The organism is Rhodococcus sp. MEB032 (genome assembly GCF_030208925.1).
GTDB classification, from domain to species: Bacteria; Actinomycetota; Actinomycetes; order Mycobacteriales; family Mycobacteriaceae; genus Rhodococcus_F; species Rhodococcus_F qingshengii.
The window spans coordinates 213,182-228,835 of record NZ_JARVSY010000002.1 but is presented as its reverse complement, the minus strand read 5'-3'; the positions used below and the strand labels follow the sequence as shown (position 1 = coordinate 228,835).

10 protein-coding genes are annotated in these 15,654 nt (G+C 63.3%); 4 read left to right on the top strand and 6 right to left on the bottom strand.

Annotated elements, in window-relative coordinates:
- Positions 1–2: 2 nt before the first annotated feature.
- Positions 3–881, bottom strand: coding sequence for an alpha/beta fold hydrolase (locus tag QRN54_RS03830; protein ID WP_285181616.1), 879 nt, complete (start codon positions 879–881; stop codon positions 3–5).
- Positions 882–979: 98 nt separating this feature from the next.
- Between QRN54_RS03830 and QRN54_RS03825 the strand changes: the two genes are divergently transcribed.
- Positions 980–2,938 carry an AfsR/SARP family transcriptional regulator gene (locus tag QRN54_RS03825; RefSeq protein WP_285181615.1) on the top strand — a complete coding sequence of 653 codons (1,959 nt, stop codon included), beginning with the start codon at positions 980–982 and terminating at the stop codon, positions 2,936–2,938.
- Positions 2,939–2,942: 4 nt separating this feature from the next.
- Here QRN54_RS03825 and QRN54_RS03820 read toward each other — a convergent pair whose 3' ends face one another.
- From QRN54_RS03820 to QRN54_RS03805, 4 genes are all read right to left on the bottom strand, one after another.
- A complete protein-coding gene (locus tag QRN54_RS03820) occupies positions 2,943–4,517 on the bottom strand; it encodes a carboxylesterase/lipase family protein (RefSeq protein WP_285181614.1) in 1,575 nt (524 codons plus the stop codon).
- 25 nt (positions 4,518–4,542) lie between these two features.
- On the bottom strand, positions 4,543–5,220 hold the full coding sequence (locus tag QRN54_RS03815) for a GAP family protein (protein ID WP_064113576.1): 678 nt from the start codon (positions 5,218–5,220) through the stop codon (positions 4,543–4,545).
- Positions 5,221–5,294: 74 nt separating this feature from the next.
- Positions 5,295–6,989 (bottom strand): sensor histidine kinase, encoded by a 1,695-nt coding sequence (locus QRN54_RS03810; RefSeq protein ID WP_064075085.1) that lies wholly within the window; start codon positions 6,987–6,989, stop codon positions 5,295–5,297.
- Complete coding sequence (locus QRN54_RS03805; RefSeq protein ID WP_050654977.1) at positions 6,986–7,645, bottom strand: response regulator; 660 nt, start codon at positions 7,643–7,645, stop codon at positions 6,986–6,988. The genes QRN54_RS03810 and QRN54_RS03805 overlap by 4 nt, the downstream gene beginning before the upstream one ends.
- Before the next feature lie 173 nt (positions 7,646–7,818).
- Here QRN54_RS03805 and QRN54_RS03800 point away from each other — a divergent pair, with 173 nt between their 5' ends.
- The 3 genes from QRN54_RS03800 (at position 7,819) to QRN54_RS03790 (ending at position 14,240) form a co-directional block, all read left to right on the top strand.
- Positions 7,819–9,264 carry an MFS transporter gene (locus QRN54_RS03800; protein WP_285181613.1) on the top strand — a complete coding sequence of 482 codons (1,446 nt, stop codon included), beginning with the start codon at positions 7,819–7,821 and terminating at the stop codon, positions 9,262–9,264.
- A gap of 76 nt (positions 9,265–9,340) precedes the next feature.
- Positions 9,341–12,736 (top strand): ATP-binding protein, encoded by a 3,396-nt coding sequence (locus tag QRN54_RS03795; RefSeq protein ID WP_082931271.1) that lies wholly within the window; start codon positions 9,341–9,343, stop codon positions 12,734–12,736.
- A gap of 118 nt (positions 12,737–12,854) precedes the next feature.
- The gene (locus QRN54_RS03790; protein WP_285181612.1) at positions 12,855–14,240 is read left to right on the top strand and encodes an FAD-binding oxidoreductase; all 1,386 of its coding nucleotides are present in this window, start codon (positions 12,855–12,857) and stop codon (positions 14,238–14,240) included.
- Here QRN54_RS03790 and QRN54_RS03785 read toward each other — a convergent pair.
- Positions 14,221–15,549 (bottom strand): diacylglycerol/lipid kinase family protein, encoded by a 1,329-nt coding sequence (locus tag QRN54_RS03785; protein WP_064113570.1) that lies wholly within the window; start codon positions 15,547–15,549, stop codon positions 14,221–14,223. The genes QRN54_RS03790 and QRN54_RS03785 overlap by 20 nt on opposite strands.
- Positions 15,550–15,654 lie beyond the last annotated feature (105 nt).

Here is a 15,654-nt window from a genome sequence, read left to right as displayed (position 1 = left end):
AACTACCTCTCGAGTAGGGTCCGGATCGCCTCGACCACTTCGGCAGGCGCCTCTTCTGCCATGAAGTGACCTGCGGACAGCGTGCGGTGCTCGAGATCGGGCGCCCACGCTTTCCACAGGGCCTCGGCGTCGTAGCCGAGCATCGAGCCCCAGTCCTGCTGAATGACCGTGACCGGCATGTGCAGTTGGTTGCCCGCCTCCCGATCGGACTGATCGTGTTCGATGTCGATGCCTGCCGACGCCCGGTAATCGGCAACGATCGACGGCACCGCCTCCCGTGAGGCGCGCAGGTATTCCGCCCGCACGTCTACCGGAATCGCTTCGCGGTTCTGCGTCCACACGTCGAGAAAGTACTCGAAGAACGCGTCGGCGCTGGCGCTGATCATCTGCTCGGGAAGACCAGGTGGCTGAGCCATGAGATAGAGATGGAACGCCACAGCAGCATTCGATCCATGCAGGATGTCCCACATATCCAGGGTGGGGAGCACGTCCAGCGAGCCGAGTTGCGTGATCACATCCGGATGATCCAGCCCCGCTCTGACGGCAACCAGTGCGCCACGATCGTGGCCGACGAGGGCGAACTTCTCGTGTCCCAATTTCCTCGCCACCTCGACGATGTCGGCAGCCATTGTTCGTTTGGAGTAGGTGTCCGGGTTTTCCTCGACCGGTTTGTCGCTGGCTCCGTATCCGCGGAGATCCGGGCAGATGACGGTGTGATCCGACGCCAAGGCAGTGGCTACGTGACGCCACATGAGGTGAGTCTGAGGGAAGCCGTGCAGAAGGGCGAGTGGTGTTCCGCTTCCGCCGACCGCGACGTTGAGCCGCACTCCGTCTGCTGTGGAAATCTGCTGGTAGTCGAAGCCTGGAATGGTGATAGTCATCGGTCGCTCTCGTTAGTCGGGGTGATGGCAGGTCGGGGTGATGGCAATCAGCTTCGCCGCAGTCGATGAGCGTTCGATGAGCGCGATAGCGTGGGGAAATGCGAGACCACACATTTGAAGCCCCGGCTTTCGGAGTGCTCGGACCCGTGGTCGCGTGGAACGAGTCTTCACACCAGATCGATCTGAAGGGTCCACGACACCGAGCGGTCCTCGCTCGTCTCGTCGTCGCCCGCGGCCGTGTTGTTCCCGTGGACGTGATTGTCGACGACCTCTGGGTCGATCCTCCGTCCGGCGCTACCAGCGCAATACGTACGTTCGTTTCCGCATTGAGGCGTGCGCTCGAACCGGATCGCGCGCCGCGAAAGAAGCCGAAAGTCATTGTCACCGAAGGGCCCGGTTACGCCTTTCATGCAGCACCCGACGCGGTCGACGCTTGGGAATTCGAAAGACTGGTGCGAGAAGCCGCAGATTCGACGCCGGCGCAATCACTCGAACTGCTCCGAACCGCGCTGCAGCTGTGGAGAGGGCCGGCCTACGCGGAGTTCGCCGACGAGCCTTGGGCCCGAACGGAGCGATCACGCTTGGAGGAACTGCGTCTGACTGCCGTCGAACGCTTGGCATCCGCGCAGCTCGATCTCGGGCGAGCTGCCGAAGCGATTCCCGATCTGGATGCCCACGTGACGGAACACCCTTGGCGCGAGGAGGGTTGGCGACTACTCGCTCTGGCGCTGTACCGGTCCGATCGTCAAGGCGATGCTCTGGCAGTCCTACGTCGCGCACGGAAGTTACTCGCCGAAGAGTTGGGCATCGACCCTGGTCCACGACTGAACGACCTCGAGTCCGACATTCTCCGCCGGGAAACCCGCCTGGATCCTGTAGGGGCAGAACAGATCTTCAGTCAGGTTTCGGCAGCGTACGACCGGACCGTAGCGGCAGGATCGAAATCGAGATTGGAGTCAACCGTCGGCCTCCTCCGAAGTTTGGCAGTTGCGGGCGGAAGCGGACTCGAGACTGCCCGAAACCAACGACTGACAATCATCGGCGCCGCTGAACAATTGGACGACGTCGAACTCACCGCGCGGATCATCGGCAATTACGACGTGCCCGGGATCTGGACGCGATCCGACGATCCTCGGCAGGCTACGCAGATCGTCGAGGCCGCTCAGCGCACTCTCGATCGACTTCCGGCCGGCAACGAACCCGCTCGGGCGAGACTGTTGGCGACAATCGCACTCGAATCGCGCGGACTGCCCGGTCATCACGGTCTCGAATGTGCCCGTGCCGCAGTACAGATCGGTTGCGCTCTCGACGATCCAGGGCTCCTGGCCTTCGCTCTGAACGGATTGTTCATGCAGACGTTCTGGACTACCGGTCTGGCCTCCGAGCGCGACGACATCGGCCGTGAACTGGTCGACCTCGCCATTCGACACGGCCTGGCTACCTTCGAGATCCTCGGCCATCTGATCCGCATGCAAGCCCTCAGCGCCCTTGGGCAATTCGATGCAGCCGAGCTACATGCCGAGACGGTTGATCGATTGGCCGGACGTCACGAACGCCCGTTGGCAGCGGTGTTCACCACCTGGTTTCGCGCTATGCGTACTGCCGCTGCCGGCGCGGAGGCCGCGCACTGCGAGAAGCTGTACGAAGCTGCGGCGGTCAATCTTTCCGATGCCGGCATGCCGGGTCTCGCGGACGGCATACTCCCTCTCGCAATTCTCGCCCTCCGCGTGTGGCGGGGACTGCCGGCGATTTTCGACCCGACCACGCAGTGGGGCCCCTACGAACCCTGGGCCCGGCCACACCTGCTCATCGCACAGGGGCAGACGAACGAAGCAGCGAAGGCGGTCGAGGCATTGCCGGACCCGCCCGAAGACCTACTCTCCGAGGCACTGTGGTGCTTGACTGCCGCAGCGGCGACTGCAGTCGGCGACCGTCGAGTCAAGGAGCGTGCGCGAGCGGCGCTCCTACCTGCCGCCGCCGAAATAGCCGGCGCCGGAAGCGGAATGCTCACCGTGGGACCCGTCTCGCACTACCTGGCCGAATTGGAGCAGGGCTGAACCGTCAGGTGAATGCAATCACCGTCTCACCCCACGCCTCCCGGATCTCGCGGTCGAGATCAGCGACGACGGCATCGCGTTTGTCGATCAACAGTGTCGAGCGTGTGTCGGTGTCGTAAGTGGGCCACCCCGGGTCCGCACCCAGTTCGCGATCGTCCCCGGCGTCGTAATCGCCTGCAGCTCTGGCAAAGTCCAACCACCTCGCCTGCATGCGCTCAGAGACATGACGCGCCGCGCTCAAGCCACCCAACTTGTAGGTGATGTCTCGTGCCCCGTGGTTGATGTTGCCGAAGACGTAGGCAAGTTCGGTGCCGTGGGTCGCACCGATCTTCAGCGCCTTGAGCATCGGCGGCGCGTAGTCGAAGCGATACAACCACGTCGGCGCAACCTTGCTGTGAGCCTCGGCGATCCACAACGTAGGCAGCCGGAATCCGAAATCACGGGTCAAACCGAGACCGGCGCCCAGCTTGGACAGTCCCGAATACGCGCCTTCGATTTGAGAATGATCCGGTAGCTCGAGTCCTGGATGCTCGTCGGCGATCTCCGCGAACATCGACGTGATCACGACGGGATCGATCGGCATCAACGGCGACTTCATCATCCGGAAGAGCGAAGATTCGTCCTTGTTGGTTCCGATGATCAGCGGAATCGGGTGTGCATTGCCGTGACGGAACGCGCGCACCGGGTAGTCAGGGAGCAGATCACCGTCGACGATCGGCGCGAACGCCAAAGTGCCAGGCGTCTCCTGGGGGACGCGAGCAAACAGTTCGTCTGACGGCCCGATCAAGTCTTCGGCAGACGTGGACCGCAACAGACCCAGATCGCCTCCGCCGCTGAAGATATTGAGGAAAAGCTTCGCGACGATCTCACCACGTTCACTACCGTACACCGAAGTGGCGGGCGAACTTTCGGCAATAGCGCGATGAAACAGGCCGCGAGCGGACGGGACGGTCATCAGCGTCGTCACCGCGCCGCCACCTGCCGACTCGCCGAACAACGTCACTTTGTCGGGATCGCCACCGAAAGCCGCGATGTTGCCTTGAACCCATTGCAGCGCTGCAATCATGTCGCGGAGAGCGACATTGGGCTCGAAGGTATGTTCACTCGAATTGAAGGACGAGAAATCGACGAAGCCGAACACACCGATGCGGTAGTTGATCGAGACGACGACAACGTCGCCGTTCTCAGCCAATGTGGTTGCGTCGAAAAGTGGTTGGCTGGACGCTCCGCGGAAATACGCTCCGCCGTGAATCCAGACCATCACCGGTTTACCCGGCGCATCAGAACCGACGGGGCCCGGTGCCCACACGTTGAGGAACAGGCAGTCTTCGTCCATCGGAACGTTCTCACCGAGCGGGATCATCGCGAGTCGACTTTGCGGCTCACACGGCCCGAATTCTGTTGCGTCCTGGACCTCGGTCCATGGCTTCGGCGGAACCGGCGCGCGAAATCGCAGCGGACCGACCGGAGGTGCCGCGTAACGAATCCCCTTCCAACTCGACACCGAGCCTTCCGTCGATCCTCGAACCGGCCCGTACGTTGTCTCGACTACCGGCGCTTCGCTGGGTGTGATCGTCATTCGATTTCTCCTCGAAAACAAGTTGCTACTTCGACAGGGCTTCGACAACGTGCGAGAGTTCCAATGCTGCCAGCATCAGGAACAAAACGGTCATGATTGCCGCATTGTGGCGGATCAGAGTGCTTTTGGTGGCGCTCAGTGCATCGGTCACCTTCGCCGAGGGCACGGCAGCCAATGCTGACAGCACGATCAAAGCGATGGACGCCCCTACCGCGAACAGGACGGAGTACGCGATCACTGATACCCAGCCGAGGTGCCCGCCACCGATGATCGAACCTGCCTTGAGTTCGAGCGGCAGGTTCTTCGCGTTGGGTACGGTCAACAACAGTCCCAGGACCGCGGCTTTGGCCGGTTGCATCGAGTCGATCTGCGCCAGCCACGACGGCATCGCCGGCTCGGCATCGTCTTTCGGACGGCTACGCCAACTCGAGTATGCGAGCGCCAGAAAACCGACAGTGAACACGACGGCGAACACCGTCTGGACGGTATGCGCGCTGCCGCTGGACTTCGATTCCACTCCGGTGGTCGAAAGTGCCGTCGCTGCTGTGATCGCTGTCGCGGCCAGCACGATGCTCGCGGTGTACGCGAATGCATTTGCCTTCGCCCGAGTGGACAGCAGGATCGCGATGATCGCAACCAGAGGAATCGGGCTGATGACGACGCCGGTGGCGAGTGGGATGAGCTGCGCAGTAATCGATTCCATTTCTGCGACCGTACAAGCGGCCAATCCGGCCATTGGCGAAACGTTCGGCCTCCACGACATCGCCACTCACGGTGTCACAGAAGCACGGCTGTGAGGACCACCCGGTCTTCCTCTTCGACAAGTTCGAGGGACGTTACCGTACCGGCGAGCGATTCAAGCCCGATCCCTGAGTCCCGTGCCACCGGCAGCCGACCCGGCGAACTGATCCGCACTACTACCGCCCGAGCATCGGCGAGTGTCACCTCGAGGAAGACGGGCCCTCCTGCACCGTGTTTCACGGCGTTGGTCAGTCCCTCCGACAGGATCTCCACCACGCTGTCGAGCCGAGCGGAGCCGGAACCGATCACCGCCCAGACTTCGTCGTCGACGTGACTGACGACCGGAATTGCGTAGCGCCACACCGTGACAAGATCATCGATACGCTTTCGGGCATCGGAGTCAGCCGACTGATCGGATGACGCAGACAGGTCGCTTTCCAAGCCGTCGAGAATGTGGGCAATGGTTGCCGCAACATCGACTGGGCGACCGGCAACGGCGTCCGAAGACCATGCGGCCGCTACGAGTTCGCCCTGCACCGACGAGTGCAACAACCTGGCCAGTCCACGTCGGGTGTGCATGAGCTCGGCATGGATACGAGCTGCATCGAGCGCTTGCCGGCTCAGGGCACTGCGGAGTTGACGCTCCTCGTCCTGACGCTGCGTATCCGCAGCCCTGATCAGGCAGACGGACAGCGCAACCAACGGGTAGACGGCCATCGACGAGAGATAGAAAGTCGGGGTACGGCCGAACACCGTCAGGAGCAGCCACGTCGCGGTACTGCTGATCAGCGCACTCGAGCAGTACACCGCAGAAAGAGTCGCGATCCGTCTCAGAGGGCCGTCTCCGCTGCTGACAACTCGGCGAGCGCACGCATTGCCACCGACGAAGAGCCAGAAACCGACGCCGAGCTGGACCGCCGTGAACGTCACGCCGTAAGTCGTGAGCAGGTAGACGGTCACCAGTGCCGTGTACGCGAACACCGGTACGTACAGTGGCGCCGGTTCAACGCTGCGTACGACGCCGATCAGTCGATCTCTCGCCGTCAGCCGCACAGTCGGCGTCGGTGATTCGATCGGGGGAATCTCCCGGAACAGTCGATGACTCATCGGGCGAACCACGTCGTCGGAGATTCGCTTCAAGAGCGCTGCTCCTCGTACTCCCTCGAGTTCCGTTTCAGCAACCGCGTGCATGACTGTCTCGATACTGCGCTCGAGCTCTCGCCGACACTGCGCACGGGTTTGGTCGAGGCGGAATCGATCCCGGGTCTGCTGGAGTTGGACGGCGGCCCCGGCAACCTTCAAACTCCGTTGCAGCGCGAGGCGGTCACGGAGAGCGCCTACCAGTACGGCGGTCAACGACAAGAAGACAACGCTGCACACGACGTTGAGTCCCACCCGGACGAGCATCGGTCTGGGGTCGACGGGGAGTTCGAGCGAGCGGGTGATCGCGTCGAGGACGAACGGGCGGATCGCGCCGATCATTGCGAACAGGGCCAGGGCTGCGAGCTGCGATCGGTGTGCTGCAAGAACAGCCCTCGCCATCAGCAGCATCACCCCGACAACGCAGTGGGTCGCGAAGGCGCCGACTGCCATCACGCCTACTTCGCGCACCCCGGTACACAGGTAGTAGTTGGCCATCACGGTCACCGCGAACGGCAGCGTCAGAATCCAGGACCACTTGGTGACGATGTTCCGATCACCGAGACGAAGCCACCACTCGCGCGGGTTCACACCGAGTCGGTCACTTCGGGCACACCGAAATGGCGGATGAAGATACTCGCAGCAAGCACTCGCGGATTGGTGGACGAATCGTGCGTCAATCCCAGGCTCTCGAGAGTGCGCGCGATGAGCTTCTCCACACCTCGGATCGAGGACCCACGATGCGCTGCGATTGCGCTGTTCGACCACCCGAGCGAGATGTAACGCAGAAGATCGAGCTGTGATCTGGTGAGGCTCGACAAGGCGGAGTCCGGATCACTCCCGAGCGTCGGTGGCTCGGTTTCCGTCAACGCGGCCTCCACTACGCCGATCAACTGATCCGCCGACTGGACAGCCGCCTTGTCCACGAACAGCGATTTCGGCGGCACACCCGCAGAACCTGGCGCTGTCGATGCGTTGGGGTAGTTCGTCAGGAACACGATCGCGCAATGCGGGGCCTTCACGGTGACGATGTTTGCGAGATCGACGCCGTTCGGCCGTACGCCAAGGTCGATGTCGGTGACCAAGAGGTCAGGATCGAATCCGTCGAACTCCGTGAGCGCTTCGACCGCCGATCCGGCCGTATGGACCACGAACCCGGCGTGTGTGAGCGTGTCACCGACGAGCGCACGCATCAGCGGTTGGTCTTCCACCACCAACACCCGTCGCACCCACTGGCTGGTCTCCATGACCAGAGATTAACCGTTGGGAGAGTGCGTATTCGACCGAGCAGGTGGTGACGGATTCCGAGTAACACGGCAGTTATCAACCAGGCGGGTTCCAAGCATTTCGCCCGATATGTCCCAAGCGTCGGAGCCCAGGGTGTTCCGAGTACACACCCCTTCGACCATCAGGACGGGCCATGACCGCACCGATCACCCCGAAGAACACCGCAGTACGACGAGCCACTCTGCTGGCAGTATGCGTGAGCACCGCAATGCTCATGCTCGACATCGCCGTCGTCAACACCGCCCTGCCGTCGATCGCATCCGATCTCGATACCGGAGTCAGCGCCCTGCAATGGGTGATCGACGCGTACACGCTGGCATTGGCGACGGTGGTTCTCAGCGCCGGATCGTGGGCAGACCGACGGGGTCGACGCCATGTTTTCATCATCGGCATTCTGTGGTTCACCACGGCATCTCTGTTCTGCGCTCTGGCGCCGAACATCTGGGTGCTCGACCTCGCGCGGGCCGCTCAGGGTATCGGCGGTGCCGTACTCTTCGCCTGCTCACTTGCCTTGCTGGCGGACGTGTTCGAGAAGGGTCCCCAGCGCGCGACTGCTCTGGCTGCATACGGCGCCACGATCGGGGGCGCGTTTGCCGTCGGCCCACTGGTGGGCGGGTTGCTCACCGAGTTGTTGGATTGGCGCGCAATCTTTTTGATCAACGTTCCGATCGGGTTGATCACACTGGCGATGACGGTGCGGTGGGTTCCCGAGTCACGCGATCCTCGACCTCGCCGCGCGGACGTGCCCGGGCAGATTCTGGTGTCCACCGGCCTGGCAGCTCTGGTGTTCGGTTTGTTACGCGGTAACGAGGATGGGTGGTTCGAGCCGCAGCCGATGATCGCCGCGGTGATCGCCGCGGCCGCCATGATCGGTTTCTCCCTGCACGAGCTTCGTACCACCGAGCCCATGCTGCCCCCGCATCTGCTCGCCAATCGGGCCTTCGCCGGAGCTCAGGTCGCAGCGTTCTCGATCTCCGCCTCCATGTTCGCGGTGTTCGTCTACACGACCATCTACCTGCAGAACGTGCTGCATCTGTCTCCCGTGGACGCCGGCCTGCTGTATCTACCGGCGACGATAGCGATGTTCGTCGTCGCGGGCGCCACCGCGAAATTGGACGGGCGCATCCCCGTCTCGGTCTCGTTGACGTGCTCGCTTCTACTCGTCTCGGTGGGGCTGGTCATGATGACCGTCGTCGACGTGACCAGTTCGCCGTACGCGATACTTCCCGGATTTGTTGTCGCGTGCGTGGGGGCCGGGGTGTTCAACCCCGTCATGAGTGGGTTGGTTCTGGGCGAAAGCACTTCGAACCATTCCGGATTGGCCGCAGGGATCAACGACGCGTTCCGGCAGACCGGCATCGCAGTCGGGGTTGCCGTGCTCGGCGCCTTCCTTCCGGCGCAGTCGATGCTGCCCGGCGGACCACCGGACGACTTTGTCGGTGGACTTCGGTTGGCACTGTTTGTCGCAGCCTTCATCGCAGCTCTCGGTGCGTTGGTCTGTGCGGCGACGCTGCGCACTACCGGCGTCAACCAGACTCTTTCCGAGGAATCCGAGCAGATGTTGACGAGAACTAGTTGACCGTTTTGTCCTGCATGTATGAATTTCGCTCCTTAGAATCGAACCGTCCTGCGTCCGCAGGTACGAGGGGAAACGGATGATCTATCGACTGCTCGGGCCGTTGGAGGTCGCACGGGGTCCGGCGACGAGCGACGTGATCGATCTGGGCCCTCGAAAACAACGAACGGTCCTTGCCGTTCTACTGCTCAACCGTGGTCGCGTCGTCTCCACCGACCGGCTGATCGATGCTCTCTGGCACGACGACGCACCGGCGAGTGCGATGGCAAGCATCCAGGCGTATATCTCCAACCTGCGCCGAGCGCTACGCGTCGAAACCGGTACGGCGTCACCGATAGTGCGTCAATCGCCTGGCTATGTCCTCGAGGTCGCTCCGGCAGACGTCGATCTGTCGGTGTTTCTCGACGACGCCGAAACGGCGCGACAACACGCTGAGAACGAACGGTGGCAGGAGGCTTTGACGACCGCTGACCGTGCCCTCGCCTCGGTCCGGGGGCAGCTTCTGGACGACCTGAACGACGCGCACTGGGTGGAGGTGGAAGCCGCAGCCTTCGAGGAAGTGCGGACCGAGTGCCGGGAGACCCGGATAACGGCGCTTCTGGCTCTGGGGCGCCTGGCACCCGCGCTGGTCGAAGCTGCTCAACTCTGTGGCGAGTACCCGTTCCGCGACCGGACCTGCTGGCTGCGAATGGTTGCCCTGCATCGGGCGGGCAGGTCACCGGAAGCCTTGGAACAGTTTCGATTACACGCGTCTCGGCTCGACGCCGAGCTGGGACTGGAGCCCGGCGGGGAGCTGACAGCATTGCAAGGCGCGATCCTGCGCCACGAACCCGGCCTGGCCGCCTGGCCGCGCACTCCGGGATGGACGGGGGCCGAACAAGTGTCGGTCCCGGCTTCTCCCCCAGCCGTAGCAGCGATGCCCGAGACGGATTCCTCACGCTTGTTCGTCGGGCGCGACGCTCAGACGATTGTCGCCGACAAGATGCTCGACGACGTTCGCCGTGGCTCACCTCGCTGGTTGATCTTGACCGGCCCCGCCGGCATCGGCAAGACACGATTCGCCGAGGAGTGTTCGTCGAGAACAACGTCCATTCGAGGAGCCACCGTCTGGGCACGTTGCCCGGAGGACGACGGAACGCCGCCGTGGTGGCCGATCCGCCGACTGGTTCGGGAACTCGGAGCCGACGCCGATTTCGTACTGACGCCGCCGACGGACATCGATCCGGACGAAGCGAGATTTGCCGTCTACGAACGGGTTCGCACCACCATCGAAGCTGCGGCGAAAGATGCACTGTTGACCGTCGTCATCGACGACATTCAATGGGCCGATCCCACGTCCCTTCGTTGCCTGACCTACCTGGTCGGCGCAATGACCAGTGCCAGAGTCTGGTTCGTGTCGACGCTCCGAGACTTGGAAGTCGGGCCGGCAGTGCGCAAGTTCGAAGAAGCCGTACTCCACGGCGAAGGAAACCGAACCATGATTGTGCCGGCGCTCGCGCAGGGCGAGGTTGCAACACTCGCAAGGTGCGTCTCCGGGGACACGCTCGACGACGCGGAGGCGCGAACCCTGGCGGAACGAACCGGCGGCAACCCGCTGTTCGTCTCGGAGTACGCCAGGCTTCCCCGGAACGAGCGACTGGGCGACGGCATCCCCGTCGCCGTTCGATCTGTCCTCGGTCGACGCCTTGCCGCAGTCGAACCGGCAGTGTTGCAAGATCTTCGGGTTGCCGCAGTTATCGGCGACGCCATCGAGGTGTACACACTGGCCGCAGCCACCCGTCTCGATGTCGACACTCTCGCCGACCATCTCGACGCGGCTGCTGATGAACGAATCATCGTCGCGGACTCGACAAACGGCGGTTACGTCTTTGCTCACGGCCTTCTCCGAGACGAAGTCCTCGAAGCGATACCCACGCTTCGTCGCCAGCGGATACATGCCCGAGTTGCCGAAGTGCTCGAAAATTCCTCCGATCCGGACCGGCTGAGCCGCCGCGCGCAACATCTGATGTCGGCACTTCCCCTGGTCGATCCACTCGTCGTTCTGGAGGCATGCACGGCTGCAGCTCAGGATGCGACCGATCGGTGGAGTTCGGAGACCGCGGCCGAGTGGTGGGAGGCAGCTGTCCGCGCGTTCGACTTACTTCCGGTGTCCCAGCAATCCGCTGACGATCGGGACGACCTGCTGGTGGCCAGAGTCGAGGCCCTCGCCCGCGCAGGTCGAGGGCAGACAGTTCTCGACGTCGTCAATGCCGGTCTCCTCGAGGCTGTTCGGGAGGGGCGAACCTCCGCCGTCGGACGACTGGCAGGCGCATTACTTCGGGCTGCCGGTGCGTGGCCGTGGGTTTCCTACGGTACCGATCCGGGACCACTGCTCGAACGGCTCGCGGCGGTCGAGCCCTTGGTCGAGAACGACAGGTCAGCTCACGCACGGGTTCTTGCTGCGCTGGCGGTGGGAAGTTGCTACCACCCCGAAGCCGAGATCCCGAATCGATGGAGCGCCCGTGCTCTCGACATCGCCCGCGAACTCGACGATTCGGATGTGATCGCGGACGCGCTGCTCGGACGGATTCTGCTTTTCTCCGGAGTCGCGGTGCACAGCGCGGAGTCCATGCGCCTACTGCGCGAGCTTTTCGAACTGCCGCACCAACAATCGCGTGTCGACAGCGTCGTCGCACACGCCGTCGCGAGCATGACGGAGATGAATCTGGCCAATGTCGATGCTGCCGTCAAACACGTCAGGCAGGGGATCATCGGCTGCGAGCTACTGAGACTCCCGGTGGTTCGGGTCCAATTACGTTGGATGGAAGCAACTCTCGCCGAATGGTACGGAGACTTCGCGCAAGCCCGCCGGCAGTACGAGACGGCCAGGCAGATCCATCTGCAAACGGAGTTGTACACGGCTGGCAGCGCAGATCTGGCGTTCAACACTCTGGAGTGGGAGCGAGGTGCGTTGGCAGAATCTGATCCCGGTGTCGTGGAACCTGATTCGTGGAACATCGCCATCGACGCCGCCCGAGGCGAGCGCGACGCCACTTCCGAAGGCATCAAGAAGTGGCTGATCAATCGCGGGCCACAGACGTGGACGACATTGGGACACCAGACACTACTTGCACGCGTCGTGGCTGATCTGGAACTGGTCGAATACGCCGACACCTTCATCGGCCTTCTCTCGCCACACACCGGCTGCATCGCAACGGTAGGCCATGTCGGTGAACTGGGCTCGGTTGCCGAAGCCTCCGCGCGTCTGCACGCGCTTCTCGGTCACGTCGAGCAGGCATCGACTCTCCTGGATCAGGCCGAGAAGATCGCAACTGGCTCCGGCGGAGCACCAACACTGCTGCGCTGTCGACTGCTTCGGGCGCAGCTCCGAGAGCCGTCCGCCGAACGTGAACGGGAGCTGACGGAAGTGGCGGCCGAATCGGAGACACTCGGCATGCGGGGCGTAGCTGAACGAGCGCGATCGACATGGCCCTGAACTGCGAGAATGCGCTTGGATAAAACTTGGATCCGCTCGGGATACATACGTCAAGAACCACCCAAGCCTGTTCGGACATCCTTCCCTTGACCGAAAGACGGATGAGGAAAGGAAGACCATGAACCTTCAGACCCCCACGCTCGACGCCGCGGTCGAATCACTGCGCGCAGAGGTGACCGGCTCCGTTTCCCTGCCTGGCGAAACGGGATACGAGTTGGCGAATCCGTGGAATGCAGCGGTTCCCGTCGCGCCTGGCGCTGTGGTGGCAGTCGAGAGCGCGCAAGACATTGTCGCAACGGTGCGATTTGCGGCGAAGTTGGGTCTGCGCGTCGGTGTTCAGCGCACCGGCCACGGCGCGGTCCCTCTCGGCAGTGACGTTCTCCTCGTCCACACCGGCAGGCTCACGGAGTGCGTCGTCGACCCCGAAAACCGCACTGCCCGAATCGGCGCGGGCTTGATCTGGCAGGACGTCATCGACGCTGCCGCACCCCACGGCTTGGCGCCACTGGCAGGTTCTTCACCCACGGTCGGAGTCGCTGGCTTCCTCACCGGCGCCGGCATCGGCCCGATGGTGCGCACGTACGGGCTCTCGTCGGATCACGTTCGTTCGTTCGACATCGTCACCGGCAGTGGCGAACTCATTCATGTCACCCCCGACGAACATGCCGAATTGTTCTGGGGGCTACGCGGCGGCAAGGCCACACTGGGCATTGTCACAGCCATCGAGATCGACCTACTACCTGTCACCCACTTCTACGGCGGTGCACTCTATTTCGACGGCGCAGATGCAAGCGCGGTCGCGCACGCCTGGCTGGACTGGGGCGCCGACCTGCCTGAGCACAGCTCGACCTCTCTTGCCTTTCTGCAACTTCCACCCCTTCCACAGGTTCCGCCGCCGCTGGCCGGCAGGCTCACCGTCGCGGTCAGATTCGCAAGTCTTGCCGAGGAATCCGATGCCAAGTCACTGATCGACCGAATCCGTTCAATCGCAACACCCTTGATCGACGCAGTCGGTGTGCTGCCTCATGCCGCCCTCGGGGCAGTGCACGCCGATCCCGTCGACCCGATGCCGACGCACGAATCCACGGCATTGACCAACGAGCTGTCACACGAGGCCGTCGACGCACTGCTCGCCGCTGCCGGCCCCGGATCCGGTTCACCCCAAACCGTCGTCGAATTACGTCTCCTCGGGGGCGCCCTCGCACGGGAACCTGAGCACCGCAGCGCCTTCTGCCATCGTGACGCTGCCTTCTCGCTGTTCACCGTCGGAGTTCTTGCCCCACCGATGGTCGACGCGGTAGTCCCGCACGCCGAGACTCTCGGACGAACGATGGCGCCATGGACGAACGGGCATGCACTGCCCAACTTCGCGCCGAGCGTCGACCCGGAGAAGATCGCCCGCACCTACGACGAGGACACCGCTCACTGGCTGAGCGCTTTGGCGGACACGCATGATCCACAGGGAGTTCTGGCCGTCGGTCAGGTCATGCGCCGGATCTCCTGAACTTCGCCAACTCTCGCAACCGGACCAGATCCCAGGCGTGCCGGGGGCGACGGATACCCGGTCGATCTCGGGGGACTCTGACCCTCAGCGCCTGCGGACTGACCGTGCATCTGACCGGAGTTGGCATCACCAGCGCCTCGCCGTCGACGCCGACCGGAATCTCGTCGGTGTCGGCGTCGACGATCACCTCGAATCCGGTGCCCTGAGCCAGACCGTGTTGATGCGCCCTATGGAGCAACCCGATGGCCTGACGGGCACTGCTGACGGAGATCGCGACGATTCCGAGAGTGCCCCGGTCCAATCGCGGCCGATGACCGAGCCCCGCCAGGTCGTTCATCTCGTACGGGCCGTTGCTGACCAGCACAGCCTGTGGACCCACCGCGGACACGCTCGGGGAGCGCGCGGTCAGCACCGCTCCGGCACGTCCGGCGAGGAGATCCGGGAGCATCTGCAAGAAGGTGCTGGTCTTGGCATCGCGGTACTCCGGACTCTGGACTACCTCGGCGTACGCCCCGAACGATGCGTTGTTGACGAAAGTTCGACCGCCGACGTTTCCCAGATCCACCGTGACCTCGACGCCGTCGACGAGCGCGTCGAGGCACCGTGACGGATCCTCGAGATCGAGCCCCAGATCCGCGGCGAAGTGGTTGCGCGTTCCCGCACTGACGACGAGGAAGGGCAGGTCGTTTTCGGCCGCGACAGCAGCAACCAGTGCCTGCGTTCCGTCGCCACCGGCAACACCGAGTAGGTCGGCGCCGTCCGCGACCGCCTGCCTGGCCAAGGCCGTCACGTCGATCTTCTCGGGCCCCTCGAGCAGTGCGACCGTGGCCCCCCGTTCCTCGGCCTTGCGTTTCAAGTCGAACTTCTCGACCTTGCCACCGCCGGAGTTCGGGTTCATCACGAAGAACGGTTTGACGGGCGGCGGTGCAGTTCGCTCGACAACCGGCAATTCCTTCTCCTCCCCCTCCAAGGCGGTGCGAGCGAAGATACCGGCTACGACGAACAACCCGATCGCAAGGAGCACCACCCACAGGAGGCGTTCTCGGACCAGGAAGGTGAGCACCACGATCGGCGTCAGAACCGCCACGGCCAACGAGAGCCAGCGGAGGAATCCGCGGGTGGTCAGAAACCAGTACACGGCTACGACGCACACGACCACCCCACCAATCCCCAGGATCAGCATGGTCAAGGTTTTCAGTCCGGCGAAGATCAGGAGCACCGCGACTGCAAGAACCAGGGCCGCGAAGGCTGCGCGCGCCAACCAACTCTGTTTCGACGAGGGCCGATCCGTGTGGGCAGAGGTCGTCATCGAGCCACCTCCCCGCGATTGTCATTTCGGCCGGTACTTCGACGCTATCCCTTCAACGCAGGCCAGTCACCTACCGGCAAGAATCTCGCGATCGCGCACTGCTAC